Source organism: Nisaea acidiphila (assembly GCF_024662015.1).
GTDB lineage: Bacteria > Pseudomonadota > Alphaproteobacteria > Thalassobaculales > Thalassobaculaceae > Nisaea > Nisaea acidiphila.
Genome location: NZ_CP102480.1, coordinates 1131443 through 1149423 on the forward strand (window position 1 = coordinate 1131443; position 17981 = coordinate 1149423).

General features: G+C 63.5%; 18 protein-coding genes. 13 read left to right on the forward strand and 5 right to left on the reverse strand.

The features are described from left to right. The 5 genes from modC (at nt 1) to NUH88_RS05240 (ending at nt 7904) form a co-directional block, all read left to right on the forward strand. Nucleotides 1-1122 carry a molybdenum ABC transporter ATP-binding protein gene (modC, locus tag NUH88_RS05220; RefSeq protein ID WP_257770380.1) on the forward strand — a complete coding sequence of 374 codons (1122 nt, stop codon included), beginning with the start codon at nt 1-3 and terminating at the stop codon, nt 1120-1122. A gap of 429 nt (nt 1123-1551) precedes the next feature. Next, nucleotides 1552-2979 carry a DUF4856 domain-containing protein gene (locus NUH88_RS05225; protein ID WP_257770381.1) on the forward strand — a complete coding sequence of 476 codons (1428 nt, stop codon included), beginning with the start codon at nt 1552-1554 and terminating at the stop codon, nt 2977-2979. A 57-nt stretch (nt 2980-3036) separates the two neighbouring features. Continuing rightward, the gene (locus NUH88_RS05230; protein WP_257770382.1) at nt 3037-5049 is read left to right on the forward strand and encodes an extracellular solute-binding protein; all 2013 of its coding nucleotides are present in this window, start codon (nt 3037-3039) and stop codon (nt 5047-5049) included. Beyond that, entirely contained in the window at nt 5043-6713 is a 1671-nt protein-coding gene (locus NUH88_RS05235) for an ABC transporter permease (protein ID WP_257770383.1), read from the forward strand. Before NUH88_RS05230 ends, NUH88_RS05235 begins: the two co-directional genes overlap by 7 nt. Before the next feature lie 21 nt (nt 6714-6734). Further along, nucleotides 6735-7904: an MFS transporter gene (locus NUH88_RS05240; protein ID WP_257770384.1), complete on the forward strand. Its 1170-nt coding sequence runs from the start codon at nt 6735-6737 to the stop codon at nt 7902-7904. Nucleotides 7905-7923: 19 nt separating this feature from the next. On the opposite strand, the gene NUH88_RS05245 is transcribed toward NUH88_RS05240, so the two are convergent. Next, nucleotides 7924-8559, reverse strand: a complete 636-nt coding sequence (locus NUH88_RS05245) for a pyridoxamine 5'-phosphate oxidase family protein (RefSeq protein WP_257770385.1) — start codon at nt 8557-8559, stop codon at nt 7924-7926. 61 nt (nt 8560-8620) lie between these two features. After that, complete coding sequence (gene dusA, locus NUH88_RS05250) at nt 8621-9607, reverse strand: tRNA dihydrouridine(20/20a) synthase DusA (protein ID WP_257770386.1); 987 nt, start codon at nt 9605-9607, stop codon at nt 8621-8623. A 246-nt stretch (nt 9608-9853) separates the two neighbouring features. On the opposite strand from dusA, the gene NUH88_RS05255 reads away from it, so the two are divergent. The 4 genes from NUH88_RS05255 to NUH88_RS05270 are packed head-to-tail and all read left to right on the forward strand — an operon-like array spanning nt 9854 to nt 13377. Further along, the gene (locus NUH88_RS05255; protein WP_257770387.1) at nt 9854-10834 is read left to right on the forward strand and encodes a C4-dicarboxylate TRAP transporter substrate-binding protein; all 981 of its coding nucleotides are present in this window, start codon (nt 9854-9856) and stop codon (nt 10832-10834) included. A gap of 44 nt (nt 10835-10878) precedes the next feature. After that, nucleotides 10879-11325 carry a TRAP transporter small permease gene (locus NUH88_RS05260; RefSeq protein ID WP_257770388.1) on the forward strand — a complete coding sequence of 149 codons (447 nt, stop codon included), beginning with the start codon at nt 10879-10881 and terminating at the stop codon, nt 11323-11325. Nucleotides 11326-11331: 6 nt separating this feature from the next. Beyond that, the gene (locus tag NUH88_RS05265) at nt 11332-12615 is read left to right on the forward strand and encodes a TRAP transporter large permease (RefSeq protein WP_257770390.1); all 1284 of its coding nucleotides are present in this window, start codon (nt 11332-11334) and stop codon (nt 12613-12615) included. A 33-nt stretch (nt 12616-12648) separates the two neighbouring features. Next, entirely contained in the window at nt 12649-13377 is a 729-nt protein-coding gene (locus tag NUH88_RS05270) for a GntR family transcriptional regulator (RefSeq protein ID WP_257770392.1), read from the forward strand. A gap of 9 nt (nt 13378-13386) precedes the next feature. Here NUH88_RS05270 and NUH88_RS05275 read toward each other — a convergent pair whose 3' ends face one another. Both NUH88_RS05275 and NUH88_RS05280 read right to left on the reverse strand, forming a co-directional pair. After that, on the reverse strand, nt 13387-14547 hold the full coding sequence (locus NUH88_RS05275) for a mandelate racemase/muconate lactonizing enzyme family protein (protein WP_257770394.1): 1161 nt from the start codon (nt 14545-14547) through the stop codon (nt 13387-13389). A gap of 46 nt (nt 14548-14593) precedes the next feature. Continuing rightward, nucleotides 14594-14941 (reverse strand): winged helix-turn-helix transcriptional regulator, encoded by a 348-nt coding sequence (locus NUH88_RS05280; RefSeq protein ID WP_257770396.1) that lies wholly within the window; start codon nt 14939-14941, stop codon nt 14594-14596. Nucleotides 14942-15034: 93 nt separating this feature from the next. On the opposite strand from NUH88_RS05280, the gene NUH88_RS05285 reads away from it, so the two are divergent. Beyond that, a complete protein-coding gene (locus NUH88_RS05285) occupies nt 15035-15478 on the forward strand; it encodes a GFA family protein (protein ID WP_257770397.1) in 444 nt (147 codons plus the stop codon). Nucleotides 15479-15522: 44 nt separating this feature from the next. On the opposite strand, the gene NUH88_RS05290 is transcribed toward NUH88_RS05285, so the two are convergent. Next, nucleotides 15523-15816 (reverse strand): DUF1330 domain-containing protein, encoded by a 294-nt coding sequence (locus NUH88_RS05290; RefSeq protein ID WP_257770399.1) that lies wholly within the window; start codon nt 15814-15816, stop codon nt 15523-15525. A gap of 126 nt (nt 15817-15942) precedes the next feature. Here NUH88_RS05290 and NUH88_RS05295 point away from each other — a divergent pair, with 126 nt between their 5' ends. The 3 genes from NUH88_RS05295 (at nt 15943) to NUH88_RS05305 (ending at nt 17972) form a co-directional block, all read left to right on the forward strand. Beyond that, nucleotides 15943-16548, forward strand: coding sequence for a TetR/AcrR family transcriptional regulator (locus NUH88_RS05295; RefSeq protein WP_257770401.1), 606 nt, complete (start codon nt 15943-15945; stop codon nt 16546-16548). A gap of 69 nt (nt 16549-16617) precedes the next feature. After that, nucleotides 16618-17454 (forward strand): RNA polymerase sigma factor, encoded by an 837-nt coding sequence (locus tag NUH88_RS05300; protein WP_257770403.1) that lies wholly within the window; start codon nt 16618-16620, stop codon nt 17452-17454. Nucleotides 17455-17570: 116 nt separating this feature from the next. Next, nucleotides 17571-17972, forward strand: coding sequence for a YybH family protein (locus NUH88_RS05305; protein WP_257770405.1), 402 nt, complete (start codon nt 17571-17573; stop codon nt 17970-17972). The last annotated feature ends 9 nt before the right edge of the window (nt 17973-17981 follow it).

The window sequence follows — 17981 nt, forward strand, 5'->3', positions numbered from 1 at the left end:
ATGCTGACCCTCCGCAGCGCGATCCGTTTTCCGGAATTCTCCGCCGAGGTGGACGTGACCGCTCCGCTCTCGGGGATCACCGGATTGTTCGGCCCCTCCGGTCACGGCAAAACCACACTGCTGCGCCTCGCAGCCGGGCTGGAACGCGGAATGGAGACCTATGTCGACCTCAATGGCGAGATCTGGCAGGACGATGCCAAAGGGATCTTTGTCCCGCCGCACAAGCGTCGGATCGGCTTCGTCTTCCAGGACAGCCGGCTCTTTCCGCACCTGACCGCCGGCGGCAATCTCGACTACGCCGCCCGCCGGGCAAGTCCGGATCGCCTGGCTCCGACCCGCGAGCATGTCGTCGACATGCTTGATCTCGGCCCGCTTCTGCACCGCCGGGTGCAAGACCTCTCGGGCGGCGAGACCCAGCGTGTCGCCATCGGCCGCGCCCTCGTCTCCCGCCCGCGGTTGCTGCTGATGGACGAACCGCTCTCGGCACTCGATCTCCGGCGAAAGATGGAGATCCTGCCCTATATCGAGCGCCTCAGGGACGAGATGGATCTGCCGGTGCTCTATGTGACCCATTCGATCGACGAGCTCAGCCGGCTCGCCGATCACGTCCTGCTGATCCGCGACGGCGCTGTCGCCGCTCAAGGGCCGGTCCCGGAAATCATGCAGCGCATGGATCTCGGCCCGATGATGGGCCGCTTCGAGGCCGGCGTGATCCTCGAAGGTCCTGTGGTTTCGCAGGACCCGGACTTCGCGATGACCGACCTTGCGATCGGCAAGCAAATCCTCCGCATGCCCAATATCGAGGCCGACCCCGGCACCGTCGTCCGGGTCCGCATCCGGGCACGCGACGTCTCTATTGCAACTCGGGAGCCAGCCGGCCTCAGCATCCGGAACGCGCTCAGGGCACGGATCTCCGAGATTTTCGTCGAAGAAGGCGCCTTTGCGGAGGTCCTGATGGATGTCGACGGAACTGGCCTCCGGGCCCGCATCACCCGGGAGAGCGTCTCCCAGCTCGAGCTGAAACCGGGTATGGATGTCTATGCCCTGATCAAGAGCAGCGCAGTCGACCGGCGCCTGATCCCGGGGGGGCGCGCCGGACGCCCTGGAACCCCGGATATTTAGAATTATTCCAACAAGATAACAAAAATGTTATTGCGCTGCCGGTCCGGGTTTTCAGAGACAATTCCAGCCCGGAAAGCGCTGGATTGGACGCCACCCTGGATGGCATCGAGCGTACCCCGTTGAATGATTATTTTTTGATATCGATCAGAAAGAAAGCACCCCGGATACCTTTGCCGCAGAAGGATTTTTAGCTGTCCGCGATTTTCCGGACGGGCCTTCCAGCCAACGTCTTCCTGCGGTGCCGCTACGGCCCTTGAGAGAAATTCAGTATGCGCTCCGCGGACCTGCCGGCGGGTCTCACGCGGCCTGTCACCATAATCCACCCACTCCGATTACGGTTTTCTGCGCTAACCGCAATTGATAAACAGTCGCATTATTATATTTCGCCAAATGCTGAATACAGCATGGCGATCATGTGGAGGAAGCCCGATGCGTAAACTGCCAATGCTAGCAACCACGATCCTGGCCGCGTTCTCGATCTCGGCCCCGGCCGTGGCGGACGACCGTGTCTATGCCGACTTCCCCGTCACGGTGAAGGGCTATACCGGGAGCAAGACCAGTTCGGTTTCCTATTCCGGTCAGATCGCCCGTCAGGCGCTGCACGATTCTCTGAAGAAGCTTGCCGGTTCCGGCGATGGCAGCAGCCCGGAGGACCTGAAGGCCCGCATGCTGGCCTACTTCTCGGCGAGCGATGCCGGCCGCGGCATTCTGGCCCCGACCAGCAAGGGCGATTTCGTGATCGCGCAGAGCACGATCGACGAGATCTCCAAGAAAAAGAACCTCGCCGGGAAAACCACCAAAGCAACGATCACCGGCATGCCGAACAACATGACCGGCCCGGAGCTGGTCGAGTTCTGGATCGGCAAGGCGAGCGAGGCCAAAGGCGGGGTCGATCTCGCCAACGGCTACGACTACGCACAGCTGATCTCCAAATTCATCATGGGCGCGACCTTCTACAACCAGGCGGTCGACGGCTATCTCGACGAGTATCTCGGTGCCGACAAGAAGCCGAACGACAAGCCCTACAGCGACGGCGCCGCCTATACCGGCAAGGAGCATGCCTGGGATGAGGCATTCGGCTATTTCGGCACGCCCGCCCACACCATGCGGCTGACGGCCAAGCAGGTCTATGACATCAACAAGCGCAAGGGCGCCGAAGCCCTCGCGGCTGCCGACTTCAACAAGGACGGCAAAGTCGACCTGAAGACCGAGATGACCTTCGGCCCGGCCTATTACGCCGCCGGTTTCGACGCCTCCGTCTATGACAAAGGCAATGCGACGAGCTACCTGCACACCATCACCGGCGCCTTCCTCGATGGCCGCCAACTGCTGACCGATGCCAACGGCGAGAAGCTGACCGATGCCCAGCGCGCTTCGCTGCGCAAGCATGCCGCAGTGATTTCCGAGAATTGGGAACGCGTCCTTGCCGAGGCGGTCTTCAAGTATGCCGGCTCGGTTTACAAGGACATGGTGAAGCTGCAGACCATCATGGAAGCCAACGGCGACACCACGAAGGTCTACGGCAACTACGTCAAGCACTGGGGCGAACTGAAGGGCTTCAGCCTCGCGCTGCAGACCGGCAAGGACAATCTCGGCGAGACCGCCACGCGTCTCAACCGACTCATCGGTTACGGCCCGCTGCTGACCAATTCCAGCCAGGTCGTCGATATCGACAGCAAGGGCAACTATGTCCGCGACCAGGGCGCCGCCTGGGGTGAGTACATGCTGCATATGGGCAAGGTCCAGAAGCTGATGATCGACGAGTTCGACGTGACGGCCCGCAACAACGACGTCACCGGCGACCTGGCTGATCTGGCCAAGGCTCTTGGCGGCTCGGCGAGCGCCGAGAACGACTGATCCAGTTAGTACCGACGGGCACCGCCGCGTGTCCGTCGGTCTCTCTCGGGCACCCGCATGTACGAATTGGTCTACAGCTATATCGATCAGGTCCTCGATCCGTTCCTCAATCCGGAAAAGAGGGTCTTTGTCGGCTATCTGGCCGGGGCAATTCTTCTCGCCTCGGCTTTCTACGTTCTGACCCAGCGCGACCGCTGGCGGCAGGCGATCGGCGAGGCATTCGGACGGCATGTCTGGTGGTCGCGCTCGGCGAAAGCCGACTACAAAGTCCTGCTGATCAATCAGGCGCTCTTCATGGGCGTGACGCCGCGTCTGGTCTCGAAGCTTGCAGTCGCGACGCTGATCTTCGAGGGCCTGCATCTCTGGTTCGACGGCCGCGCACTGATCTGGCAGGAGGCCCCCGCCTGGGCCATCGGCGCACTCTTCACACTCGCGCTCTTCCTGCTCGACGACGCAACGAAATACCTGGTGCATCGCGCCTTGCACCGCTGGCCGCTGCTCTGGTGCTTCCACCGGGTCCACCACTCGGCCGAAACCCTGACGCCGCTTACTGTCTACCGGACCCATCCGGTCGAAGGGGTGATTTTCGCTCTGCGCGGGATCCTCGTTCAGGGCGCGACGGTGGCCGCCTTCATCTATTTCTTCGGCGCCCGGGCCGAACTCGTCACCATCCTCGGTGCCAATGCGCTTCTTTTCGCTTTCAACGTGGCCGGATCCAACCTACGACATTCCCATGTCTGGCTTTCTTACGGTCGTTGGATAGAGCGCATTCTCATTTCACCCGCACAGCATCAGATTCATCACTCCGTCGCGTCGGAGCATTACGACAAGAATTTCGGTGCGGTGCTGGCGATCTGGGATTGGATCGGCGGCAGCCTCTATCTCGCCGACCGTCGGAAGCCGGTCACATTCGGTGTCTGCGCGGCGGAAAGCGCCGCGCCGCACGGTCTCAGATCGCTCTATCTCGTTCCTGTATTCCAGGCCGCGCGGATGGCGCGGCGTTCGGTGCAAAAAGGACTGAACTTCATGCCGACCTTGCTCCCGTCCTCTCTCCGCCGCGTTCTGGTCGGAAGCCTGTTGCTGCTGGCGGTGCTGGTCGCCTCGGCCGGCTACGCCTATTCCCAGCAAGAGCTGAACATCTACTCGCACCGCCAGCCCTTCCTGATCCAGCCGTTCATCGATGCCTATTCGGAGCGGACAGGCACAAAGGTGAATATCGTCTATGCCTCCCGCGGCCTCGCCCACCGTCTTCAGGTGGAAGGCGAACGCAGCCCCGCCGACGTGGTCCTCACCGTCGATATCGCGCGGCTGCATGTCTATGCCGATAAAGACCTGCTGGCATCGGTCGATTCCGAAATCCTGAAACAGAACATTCCGGCTCATCTCCGCGATCCGGAAGACCGCTGGTTCGCTTTTTCCAAGCGGGCCCGGGTGATCGCCGTCGCCAAAACCGCTGCGGATGCACTCAAGATCGCCCGCTACGAGGATCTGGCGGATCCGAAATGGAGAGGCCGCATCTGCTCGCGGCCCGGCAGCCATGTCTATAACCGGGCCCTGATCGCCTCGATGATCCATGCCGCGGGGCCCGAGAAGGCCGAGGAATGGGCGCAGGGTGTCGTCGACAATCTCGCACGCCGCCCGCAAGGCAACGACCGCGCCCAGATCAAGGCGATCTACGAGGGCGTCTGCGACATCGCGATCATCAACAATTACTATTTCGGCAAGCTGCTGCATTCGGACAAGCCGGAACAGCGCGACTGGGCCGCCGCGGTAACCCTGATCTTTCCAAACCAGAACGATCGGGGCACGCATGTGAACATCTCTGGCGGCGGCGTTGCCAAGTACTCCAAACACAAGGAGGAAGCGATCCGCTTCCTCGAATTCCTCACCTCCCCCGAGGCCCAGGAACTCTACGGCGCGATCAACTTCGAATATCCCGTGAACCCGTCCGTGGCGACCCCGGCGGAGCTGCGCTCCTGGGGCAATTTCGAGGAGGACCGGATGCCGATCGCCGCGATCGCCGATCTGGCGCCGCAAGCTCAGATCATCATCGACAGGGTGCGATGGTAGCCATTCCCGCATCGGGCCGCGGAAACGCAACGCGGATCACGGCCCTGCATCTGGCGAGCGGCCTGCTCGCCGCCGCCCTGCTGCTGCCCATCCTCGCCGTCTTCCTGACGGCAATGGGCGACAGCGAGGGGCTCTGGGCGCACCTCGCCTCGACGGTACTGCCGCTCTATGTCTGGAACACGCTCCTGCTGATGGCGGGGGTGACGGTCGTCAGCCTCGGCTTCGGCGTCGGCTCGGCCTGGCTGGTGGCACGATATGCCTTTCCCGGCAGCCGTGTGCTCGAATGGGCGCTGCTGCTGCCGGCGGCGGTTCCGGGCTACCTGATCGCCTATACCTATACAGATTTCCTCGAATATGCCGGTCCCGTGCAGGCGTCGCTGCGGAGCCTGTTCGGCTGGAGCAGCGCGCGGGATTACTGGTTTCCGGAAATCCGCTCGATGTATGGCGCCTCCCTCGTCCTCGGCGCGGTGCTCTACCCTTACGTCTACATGATGGCACGCACGGCCTTCCTGCAGACGCCAGCCTCGATGATGGAGGCCGGACAATTGGCGAGACGCAATCTGTTCTGGAGCATCGCCCTTCCGCTCGCGCGCCCCGCAATCATCGCCGGTCTCGCGCTGGTGCTGATGGAGACGATTTCCGACTTCGGGACCGTGGAATATTTCGCGATCCAGACGCTGACGCTCGGTATCTTCAATGTCTGGCTCGGCATGAACAATCTCTCGGCGGCGGCCCAGATCGCCTGCGTCGCCTTCGTGCTGATCCTGGCCCTGCTGGCGCTCGAGACCGTCGCCCGCTCGCGCCGGCGCTTCGCCGATACCTCGCGGCGCCAGCTCGCGGCGAGCCCAGTCCCTCTCCAAGGACGCAGGGCACTGTTCTGCTTCCTCGCCTGCGCGCTGCCTGTCACGATCGGCTTCGTCATCCCGGTGGCGGTCCTGCTCTCCTTCGTCCTGAAAGGCTATTCGCTCGATCTCACGGGAGGCGCGGGAGCGGCGGCAATAAACTCGCTCGGCGTAGCCTTACTTGTCGCGTTCCTCGTGATGGCGGCCGCAACATTCCTCGGCCTCGCCTCGGCCTACGGCGGCGGCAGCCATCTGCGCCGGCTGACGGCCGTGGCCTCGATTGGCTATGCCTTCCCCGGCACCATCCTCGCGGTCGGTGTGGTGACGACGGCCGGTTACCTCGATGGCGGCATCGCGCGGATCAGCGACGGTCTCTTCGGGATCTCCTACAGCGGCTGGCTGACCAGCGGGGTCGGCCTCGTGGTGCTTGCCTGTGTCGTCCGGTTCCAGGCCGTCGGCCGTGGTGCGGTCGCCTCCGGGCTGGAACGCGTGCCGCCTCATCTGGTCGAGGCGGGCCGGATGTTGGGGCAGACGCTGAGCGGCAGCCTCGTGAAGATCGTCACGCCGCTGATCCGGAGCTCCGTCGCCGCGGGCGCAGTACTCGTATTCGTCGATGTGATGAAGGAACTGCCGATGACGCTGCTGCTTCGGCCCTTCAATTTCGAGACCCTGGCGACCTATGTCTATCAATACGCTAAGGACGAGCTTCTGGAAGAAGCCGCACTCCCGGCACTGCTGATCGTTGCCGCGGGCATCCTGCCGGTGATAGTCCTGAGCCGGGCGATCTCCGCTTCCCGGCCCGGATGTCGCCGCCCCGCCTGAGGCCGGCCCCGAAAGAACGACATGTCCGTCGAGAGCGAAGCGGCCCCGGGCCGTCAGAGCCTGTTTCTCCGCCTTTCCGGTTTCTACGGCGCGTTCTTTCTGTTGTTTGGCGTGCTGATGCCGTTCTGGCCGGTCTGGCTCGACCATCGCGGGCTTGGCCCCGTCGAGATCGCTTCGATCATGGCGGCGGTGTTCTGGGTCAAGATGATCGCGCATCCGCTGGTGGCGCAGATCGCCGACCGCCGGAGCGCCGGACGCAAACTATCCATCGTGCTCGCCGCGCTCGCACTTGTCGTCTGCCTCGCGATGAACGGCGCCGAGGGGTTCTGGCCCATCGCCCTGCTCGCCGGTCTGTTCTACGCCCTGCACAATCCGATCCTGCCGGTGATGGAGAACATTGCGCTCCGGACTGTCCGCGATGCCGGCCTCGATTATGGAAGGGTGCGGCTCTGGGGTTCGATCAGCTTCATTCTCGGCACCACGGCGACGGGTGCCTTCCTCACCGGACGAGACCCGGACTGGGTGATCTGGATTGCCAGCGGCACAGTCGGACTCATCCTGATCGCCTGCTTCGCGATGCCGGAGGTGCCGCGCAGCCAGTCGACCGAGAGGGCGAACCCGCTCAGCCTTCTGGCGCGACCCGACTTCCTGCTCTTTGTCGTGACGGCCGGGCTGCTACAGGTAAGCCACGCCGTCTATTACGCCTTCGGCTCCATCGCCTGGCGCGACGCGGGACTCGACGAGAGCGTAATCGGCATGCTCTGGGGTGTCGGGGTCGTGGCCGAGGTTCTGCTCTTCGCGTTGGCAGGAAGGTTCGCCCGCCGGATCGGCCCGCTCGGCTTTCTCGCCTTCGCGGCAATCGGCGGCATGCTGCGCTGGCCGCTGACGCCGCTGACCTACGACCCGCTGCTGCTGGTCCCGCTGCAGTGCCTGCATGCACTCACCTTCGGTGCCGCCCATCTCGGTGCGATGGCCTATCTCACCCGCACCATCCCGGACAATGTCGGCGCCACCGGCCAAAGCCTCTACTATGCCCTGACCGGCGGCGTCCTGATGGGCGCGATGATGCCGCTCGCCGGCGCGCTCTACGAGAGCCATGGACCGGCGGCCTATAACGCAATGGGGCTTTGCTCGGCGCTAGCCTTTCCGGGACTGCTGGTCCTGGCGCGGATGAAACCGGCCGGAACCTGACCCGGCGGCTCTTCGCGCGTCACTTCGACGATGTTTCCTCGTTCACAATCCCGGCGTGGGGATCCCCGGCCGGCAGGATCGACCGGATATAGTCGCGGGTTTTCCATTCCGGCGGAGGCGGCGTGCCATCGCCTTCCCTCGGCACGTGCGGCGACGGTTCCTGGTCGGCCAAGTTCGGCGTGTAACGGGGGCAATTCGGATAGATCTCGCATTCGATGCGAACGACCATCTTGGCGCCGTAATGCCGGTCGAGCGCTTCCCGGTCGGTCAGAACCTCCGCCTTGCCGTTGACACGGATACGCCGGCTCTTGCCGTCGAAGGCAACGAAGAGCAGCCCGACATTCGGGTTCTTCGTAATGTTCCCGACCGTGCGGTACATCGAGTTCCCGTCATATTCGGGATATTCGAGGATGTTGGGGCCGACGATTTTTATGAACCCCGGATCGCCGGACTTGATGTTGCAGTCGACATAATCCTCGAAGGTCGAGGCGATGAAGAAGAACGGCGCACGTTCGATGAAAGCGATCTCGTCGTCCCAGAACGCGTAGTGTTTCCGGTTCCTCTCGATCGCTTCCGCCGTGGGCCGCCCGTCGAAACGGTCCTGCCATTCGCGCATACCCTCGTGAAAGAAGGCGCGGTCTTCGAAAACATTCATTGAATTGCCTGCACGTGTCTTTAGCCCGAACACGCATCAAACACCGAAACGCAGGCGACAGCTAGGCGGCTTCCCTCCGGAGGACGAGCGCGGCCGCTTCGCGGATCACCTCCGGACGCGCACCGTCGAGATGGGCGTTCTCCGAGAGATGCCGCCGCCACGCCCGGGCGCCGGCCCGGCCCTGGAAGAGGCCGAGCATGTGCCGGGTGATGCTCTTCAGCGGTACGCCCTCCGTCATCCGGGCACCCGCATACTCCACCATCGCCTCTGCGATCTCCCAGGGATCCGCCGGCGCCGAAGTCTCGCCATAGAAGCGGCGGTCGACATCGGCGAGGATCCAGGGCGTCTGGTAGGCCGCGCGCCCGATCATGACTCCGTCGACATGGGCAAGCTGACGCTCCGCCTCGTCCAGGGACTGAATACCGCCATTGATCGAAATCGTGAGGTCCGGCCACGCCTGTTTCATCGCATGGACCAGCGGATAGTCGAGCGGCGGAACGTCCCGGTTCTCCTTCGGGCTCAGACCCTGCAGCCAGGCCTTGCGGGCATGCACGATGACGTGGCGGCAACCGGCATCGCTGACCTGGCGGATGAACCCGGGCAGCACGTCTTCGGGCACCTGATCGTCGACGCCGATGCGGGACTTCACCGTCACTGGGATCGAAACCGCCGCGCTCATGGCCTCGACGCAGCGCGCGACGAGGTCCGGCTCCCGCATCAGGCAGGCGCCGAAGCTGCCGGACTGCACCCGGTCGCTCGGGCAGCCGACATTGATGTTCACCTCGTCATAGCCCCAATCCTCGGCCATGCGGGCGCATTCCGCCATCGCCTCGGGTTCGCTCCCGCCCAGCTGCAGGACCACCGGATGCTCCGTGTCGTCGTAGCGCAGGAACCGTGCCGCCTCGCCGTGGAGCAGCGCACCCGTCGTCACCATCTCGGTATAGAGCACCGCCCGCCGGCTGATCAGCCGCAGGAAATAACGGTCGTGCCGGTCGGTCCAGTCCATCATCGGTGCGACGGATATGCGGTGCATCGTGTCTTTCTGCATCGGCTTCACGGCAGTGCATCGATTGTCAAACGGTCCGCGCAAATCGCGGAACACGGCGCCTTCTTTATCATTTCCAAGCCGCGACCGCATCCCGAAGCGGAAAATGGCAGCCATGCACAGGACTGAAAGCGCATTGCCCTTACGCCGAAACTCCACCCCCTCCCTGAATCGGGTTGACTCTTTGAGCCGCGCCGATACTGTATCAAAAAACTAATATATTAATATAACAACAAAAGGGAGGAACTGATGAAAACCACCATTCGTGTGCTCGGACTGGGGGTCGCCCTCGCGGCCGGGCTTGCCATGAGCCTGCCGTCCTACGCTGCCACGACCCTTCGCATCGGCACGGTGCTCGCGCCGGACGATCCGATGGGCCGGGGTCTCGAGAAATTCAAAGCCGAAGTGGAAGAAGCGACGAAGGGGGAGGTCCGGATCCAGGTCTTCCACAGCTCGCAGCTCGGCGACACCACGGAGATGATCGATCAGGCGCGCGCCGGCGCGAATGTCGGCACCGTGACCGACGTCGCCCGTCTCTCGAGCTTCGTCCCGTCGCTCGCGGTGATGTCCGCACCGTTCCTGTTCGACACTTTCGAGCAGGCGGACAAGTTCGCGCTGTCGGAGGATTATCTCTCCTGGGGCGATACGCTGAAGGAGAAGTCGGGCCTCGTGATGCTGGCCTCCAACTGGTATCAGGGACCGCGGCACGCGCTGACACAGGTTCCGGTTTCCAAACCGGCGGATCTCTCCGGCATCCGCATGCGGACCATCGGCGCGCCGGTCTGGATCGAGACCATCCGGGCCATGGGCGCCGAGCCGACGCCGATCGCCTGGGGCGAGGTCTATTCGGCCCTGCAGATGGGTGTGATCGACGCCGCCGAGGCACAGCCGACCGCGATCAAGGGCGCCAAGCTCTACGAGGTGATCAAGCATGTCACCAAGACCGGGCATATCCAGCTGGTGACGGCCCTGGTCGTCTCGGCCGAGTCCTGGGACCAGATCTCCGCCGACAACCAGAAGATCGTGCGCGATCTCGCGGTGGAGAACGGGCGTTACGCCTCGGGGCTCACCATCGAACTCGGCGAGAAGGCCCTTGCCGATGTCGCGGCCAGCGGCGTCACCATTTCGGAGGTCGATCTCGCGCCCTTCAAGAAGGCCGTGGCCGGCGTCTATGAGCTGCTCGACCTCAACAAGGAGGTCGCCATCGTGAACCGGGTGCTCGGACGCTAACGCGTTCCTCCCTCGCGGCGCAGTCCGGAAACAGGGCGGACCCCATGCTGAAACGCTTTGAATTTGGCTGCGCCGCGCTCCTGCTGGCCGCCGTGGTACTGCTTGTCGGCATCGCCTCGGTGGCACGGGCGCTCGGTTCGCCCATCATCTGGTCGATCGAGATCGCACAGCTGCTCTTCCTCTGGCTCTGCATCTTCGCGATCGACCTTTCGCTTCAGCACGACCGGCATTTCGGCATCAGCCTGCTGCTCGACAACGTGTCGCCGGCACGTCGGCGGATCGTCGAGATCGTCAACCTGGTCGTGCTGATCTGCCTCCTCGGCTACCTGATCCAGTTCGCCTGGAAGAACACCATCCTGATGCATCCCAGGCTCGACGGCGCCTTGCAGATCCCCGGCTCCTATTTCCACGCCAGCATGATTGTCGGCTTCGCGCTGATGATCCGCACCCTGGCGGTCCAACTCTTCCGCCTCATCCGCGCGCAAAGCTGATCCCCCATGCTCTCGATCATCGCGATCCTGTTCGTTCTCTTCCTCCTGAGCGGCATGCCGGTGGCTTTCGCCCTAGCGCTCGCCTCTTTTCCCGTCTTCGTCCTGACCGGAACGATGCCGCCCACCGTGGCGATCCAGAAAATGGTGACGGCGACCCAGAGCTTTCCCCTGCTCGCGGTGCCGTTCTTCATCTTCGCCGGCAACCTGATGAACTCGACCGGCATCACCGAGCGGCTGATCACCTTCGCTCGCCTGCTGACCGGCTGGATGGCGGGCGGCCTCGGCCAGGTCTCGATCATGCTGAGCCTGATGATGGGCGGCATTTCCGGCTCGGCGGTCGCGGACGCGTCCATGGAAGCGCGCCTGCTCGGCCCCGGGATGATCGAGAAAGGCGGCTATTCCAAGGCCGCGACCGCCGCGGTCCTGGCCTTCGGCTCCATCGTTACCGCGACCATTCCGCCCAGCATCGGGCTGATCCTGTTCGGCTTCATCAACGAGGTCTCGATCGGACGGCTGTTCCTCGCCGGCGTCATCCCGGGCATGCTGCTGACGGCATTGCTGATGCTGACCGCCTGGATCGTCGCCCGGCGCCACGGCTATGCGGCCGATCTCTCGAAACCGCCGTCGACGCGCGAACTCCTGGCGAGCTTCCGGGAAAGCGTCTGGGCACTGGCCTTCCCGATCATCCTGATCATCGGATTCCGCTTCGGCTTCTTCACCGCCACCGAGGCCGGGGCCTTCCTCGTCTTCTATGCCCTCTTTGTCGGCGTGTTCGTCTATCGCGAGCTTTCACCCGGCAAGCTCTACGAGGCGATACGCAGCACGGTGACCGATCTCGGCATGGTCATGCTGCTGATCATGATGGCCTCGGTCCTCGGCTACGCGGTGACCATCGAGCAAGGACCGCAGCAGATCGCCGCCATGGTCACAACCCTGACCTCGGAGCCGCTCGCGATCCTGATCCTCGTGCTCCTGCTGCTCCTCGTCAGCGGTATGTTCCTTGAGGGTGCCGCCAACATCCTGCTGGTGACGCCGGTCGTCATGCCGGTGCTGATTCAGGCGGGCTTCGACCCGGTGCATGTCGGCATCCTGATGGTCACGCTGATCAATGTCGGCGGCCTGACGCCCCCGGTCGGCGTGATCATGTTCACCGTCTGCGGGATCCTCGACGTGAAGACCGGTGCTTTCTCGAAAGCCTCCGCGCCCTATTTCCTTGCGATCCTGGCCTTTCTCGTGATCCTGATCGCCTTCCCTGCCGTGTCGCTTTTCATGCCGGGGCAGCTTATGTAATCGGTTCGTTTTGGGCGTTTCGAGGTTCACTGGATGAGTGTCGGTTTCCTTTCCGAGGCATTGATCAAGGCATCGGACGAACTGTCCGGGCCGGGCCAGCAGGGCTCCGCTGCGGCCCGGGTCTATGCGGGGCTGAGGGCACGCATCATTTCGCTCGAGCTGCTGCCCGACACTGTGCTGTCGCGCGCCGAGATCGCGAAAGAGTACGAGGTCAGCCAGTCCCCGGTTAGGGAAGCGATCCAGAAACTGGAGCAGGAAGGGCTGGTCGTTTCCTATCCCCAGTCGAAGACGCTGGTGACGAAGATCGATACCGAGCACGCCCAGAAGTCCCAATTTCTCCGCGTCGGTGTCGAGCTTGAGGTCGCGAAGGCCCTCGCCAGGGCCGGCGACCCGGCGCTGCTGCAGCCCACCACACGGATCCTCCGCATGCAGAAACTGGCGGGAGAGGATTGCGACATCTCGGAATTCACCGCCCTCGACCGTCTGTTTCACCTGTCGCTGTTCCAGGCCGCCGGCGTCGGCTCGCTCTGGCAGCTGGTTTCGGGCTGTTCGGGTCACATCGACCGGCTGCGCACGCTGAACCTGCCGGATCCCGGCAAGATGGCCGACGTCCTGGCGGCCCATGAACGAATCCTCGAGGCGATTGCCGGAGGTGATCCCCAGGATGTCGAGCGCCAAGTCCGGGATCACCTCTCCGGCACGCTCGCCGCCATCCCGGCGATCAGGGCGGCCCATCCGGACTATTTCGAAGCCGAGGACTGATCCTGCGGCTCAGTCCACCGAAAAGTGTCTGAGAAAATCCGGGTCCGGCTCGACCCCGAGGCCCGGACCGCCCGGCAGCGCGACCGTACCGCCGCTTTCCCTGACCTGCTCGCCGATCCGGAGCGGCTCGGTCAGCAGTTCCTCACGGAACCGGTTGGGCGTGGTGTCGAATTCCAGCATCGGCTGCACCGGATGGGCGCCACCGGGCAAGTCCGGAAGCGCGGCCAGCAGATGCATGTTGGCCGCCACCGCCACGGCGGAGCCCCAGACATGGTTCACGATGGGCAGGAAATGCGCCTCGGCGAGCGCGCGGACCTTCAGATACTCGGTGATTCCGCCGAGCCCGCAGACTTCCGGCTGCAGCACGTCGACGCAGCGCTCGCGGATCAGGTCTCGGAAGCCCCAGCGGGTGAACTCGCCCTCGCCGCCGGCAATCGGCATGTCGAGTGTGCTGCACAGATCGCGATAGCCCTGACGGTCCTCCGGCGCCACCGGTTCCTCGAACCAGGCGACACCGAGACGTTCCAGCTCGCGGCCGAGCGGGATCGCCTCGCGGGCAGTATAAGCGTGGTTGGCATCGACCATCTGACCGGTCTCGCCACCGATGGCGTTCCGGACCGCCTCGACCAGCTCCAGGTCCTTCCGCGGACCGAGACCGATCTTCATCTTCATCGCGCCGTAGCCCGCCTCTTTGATCGCCGCGCTTTCGACCGCGAAGCGCTCCGCCAGATCCGGCACCCGCTGCAGCATCATGCCGTAGCCATAAACCGGGATGCGGTCGCGGAAAGCGCCGCCGAGCAGCCGGTAGAGCGGCACGCCATGGAGTTTCCCCGCGATGTCCCAGAGCGCAATATCGACGCCGGAGAGTGCCTGCATCGGCATGCCCTTCTGGCCGTGGTCGCGCAGCAGGTTGTAGACCTTGTGCCAGATCACCTCGCGGGCCAGCGGATCCATGCCGAGCACCATGGGCTGAATCACCCGCTCCACGATGGCCTTGTTCGCGAAGGCGACATCTCCGCCGCCGAAACTTTCGCCCCAGCCGGTCACCCCCTCGTCCGTCGTTACCTCGACGAGATGCGTCGTCCGTTTCAGATAATATTGCTGGGAGTATCCGAGCTCCTCGGCGAGGTCGTATTGCAGCACATGGCTGCGGATCGCGGTGATTTTCAAGCTCGGTTCCCTCCCCTCGCGTCGGCCGGTTTGTCCGGCCGTACGGTCATTGCATGAAGCTCTCCGGGGGCACCCATGTTTCGGGCATGAAACGGTTCCCCCAGCGGCACATCTCCTGAAGGACCCGGTGCAGCCCCCGGCCCTTCTCCGTCAGATTATAGGCATAGCGTTTGGGGCGCTCCTGGTAGAGCGAGCGTTCGACAAGACCGCTCGCCTCCATCCGGTTCAGCCGGTCCGCGAGGATGTTGGTCGTGATGCCTTCGGGCGATGCCATGAACTCGGAATACCGGCTCTTGCCGGTCAGCATGTCGCGCAGAATGACGAGGGTCCATCGGTCGCCGACGATATCGAGCGTCGTCGCGATGGGGCATCCGGAGCGGGGGTCGAAATCCAATTTTTCCATCCTAGGCTCAATAGTGACTTGCAACTTGCAATTCACAAGTTATGATCCAGTTCGTCTTCTTCAACATATCAAGGAGTTCAGGGAATGTCGGAGGGATTCACCGGGGGATGCCTGTGCGGCGCCGTCAGATACGAGGCGAAATCGGAGCCGAAAATCGTCGGTGACTGCTATTGCGACGACTGCCGCAAGGCGAGCGGAACGACGCATTGCACCCATCTCGGCCTGCCGGAGGCGGATGTGTCGGTAACCGGCCGGCTGAAGTTCTTCGACAAGCCGGCGGACAGCGGAAACGTGGTCAGCCGCGGCTTCTGCCCCGATTGCGGTTCGGCCGTCTATTCGACCAATTCCGGGGTGCCCGGCATGCTCTTCCTCCGCGCCTCGAGCCTGGACGACATCGAGATCGCGGAACCGCAGATGACGGTCTATGCCGGCCGCGCACCGAGCTGGGCAGCGATCGACCGGAATAAGCCGGTCTTCGAGGCCATGCCGACCCAGATGCCCGAGGAAGTTGCGGGCCAGGGCTCTTGAATGACTTCGGGAGGCGCCGTCGCCGGTGCCTCCCGGCTAATTGCCTATTCCGGCACCTCATACGCGGCGATAGCGATGTCAGCCGCCTCGTCGCGCAGCGGAATGATCGCCTGATAGGCCTCCGACGCGTACCAGGACTTCAGATCCGCCAAGGACGGGAACTTCGCGATCCCTGTCATCTGGTGATCGATCTCTCCCGCAGTCAGAAGACCGATCGCCTTGCCGCGCATCACCATCTCGCCTCCAAAAGGCGCAAAGGTCTCCGCGGCCTTCGCTCCATATTCCTGCATCTTCGCAGGATTCTTGACCGTTACCGTCGCAACGAAAAACGCCGTCATCTTGCTCTCTTCCCCATTTGCGTCTGACTTCACATTCCGCGAAACCCGCGTTATGTACATATATGATCAAAATGGCGCACAACCGTATTGTCCATACATGCACAAAACACATCCGCGTGAGGAACCATGGCCCGGCCCAGCAAGTTCGACCGCGACGAAGCCATTGAGACGGCTATGGAGGCCTTCTGGCGCGACGGGTACGAGTCATGTTCCGTCAAGGCGCTCTCGGAACGGCTCGGAATCACCCGATCCAGCTTCTACAACGCCTTCAATAGCAGGGAAGATCTCTTCGCAGAGGTTCTGGAGCGCTATGCCAGGCAGTCTCCTGACAGAGCCTTCGCCGATCTGGTCAGCGACGGACAGGTAAGAGCGCTCATCACCCGCACTTTTCGCTTGGCGTGCCGGGTGAGAGCGGCGGATCCGGATGGCAAGGGCTGCCTCGCGGTGAAGAGCGTCGACGAGCTTTGCGGCCGGGACCGCATACTGGGACCGCTGCTGGAAGAAGCCATTCTGGGAAACGTTGCCCGGATCGAGAGATTGCTGGAATTCGGAAAGGAAACCGGCGAACTCCCGGAATCGCTCGAACCGCATGCCACCGCCCTCGCACTGAAGGCCCAACTGGTCGGGCTCAACGTCATTTGCAAAGTGATCCGCGACGAGACGGAACTTCGCCTTGCTGCCGAAACCGCACTCCGCGGGCTCGGCCTTTTCGAAGAGGCTACGGACGCATGACGTTTTCTCCCGGTCACACCTTGCCCCTCTCCGGTCTCTAAGCATCCGAACCGACAACGGAGAGGTGCTATGAGACAAGACGAAAGAGAGTTCGCAGACTGGACAGCGCTCGCGACCCAAGCGCAATCCGGGGACCGGGAGGCGCTTGAGGCGTTGATCCGCAGCAGCCAGGATCAGATCTACGGCCTCGCCCTGCGCTTTCTCGCAAACCAGGATGACGCCCGGGACGCTACCCAGGACATTCTCATCCTCCTGATCACCCGGCTCTCCAATTTCGAGGGGCGGAGCAGCTTCCGGACCTGGGCTTTCCGGATCGCGGTCAACCACCTGCTACGGTCGCGCAAGGTGCGAGCACGGAGCCAAAGCCTGAGCTTCGCAGCCTTCGAGGAGGACCTACATACCGGCCTTTCGGATCAGGCCGGCCCCGGCGCGGACCACACCGCCATGATCGGCGAGCTTCGCATCGCATGCACCATGGCGATGCTTCTCTGCCTCGACGTGGAGCAGCGGATGGCCTTCGTGCTTGGAGAGATCCTCGAGCTGGATCACCGGGAGGCCGCCAATATTCTCGCGATCGAACCCGCAACCTATCGCAAGCGCCTCTCCCGTGCCCGTTCCGCAGTCATCGGCTTCTCGGGCCGGGTCTGCGGCAATGTCTCGGAGAGCGCCCGTTGCAGCTGCGACCGGCGCGTCCCGGAGGCGCTTCGGCTCGGTCGCATCCACCCGTCCGCCCCGCTCACCCGAAGTGCCGGGGACGCAGGTCTCGGCGCGATCCTCGAACAGACGCGCGGCATGGAGCGGAACCTGAAGGCGCTCTGCCAGATGAAGAGTCCCGCCCGCTTCACCGCGCCGGACGATCTGGCGGATATCGTCCGCTCCGCGGTCGACGCCCCCCACACCCACTGATCGATTCCGTCCGCCCGTACTGAAGGACGCGCGGATGCGAAGCCCGGCGGGGCCGACGGCACAAATGCGCGCTCACACCCCGCCCCCGTCCCATTACCCAATCACGGAGTAATGAAATGGAAAACCAGAACGCTGTCCTGAACACCATCCTCACGATGACCGCGAACCTCGAGAAAGGAGATCTCGACGGAGTTATGGCGGCCTACGAGCCGGACGCCGCCATTCTCTTCGAGCCGAATACCCCCGTCGCGGACGCCGCATTGTCGCGGCAGATCTTCTCCGAGCTGGCCGCAGCCAACCCGTCAGTCAGCTACGGTGAGCACGAGGTCTATGTTGCCGGCGACATCGCCATCCATCTCGCCCCCTGGTCGATGAAGGGCGAGAGTCCCGCAGGCGATCCGGTTGCGATGGGAGGCCTTACAGTTGCAGTGCTGCGCCGGCAGCCCGACGGCAAGTGGCTCATGGTGCTGGACAATCCGCACGGAGCGCATGCGCTCTCCGCGGCGAACGCGCACTAAGCCCTATCC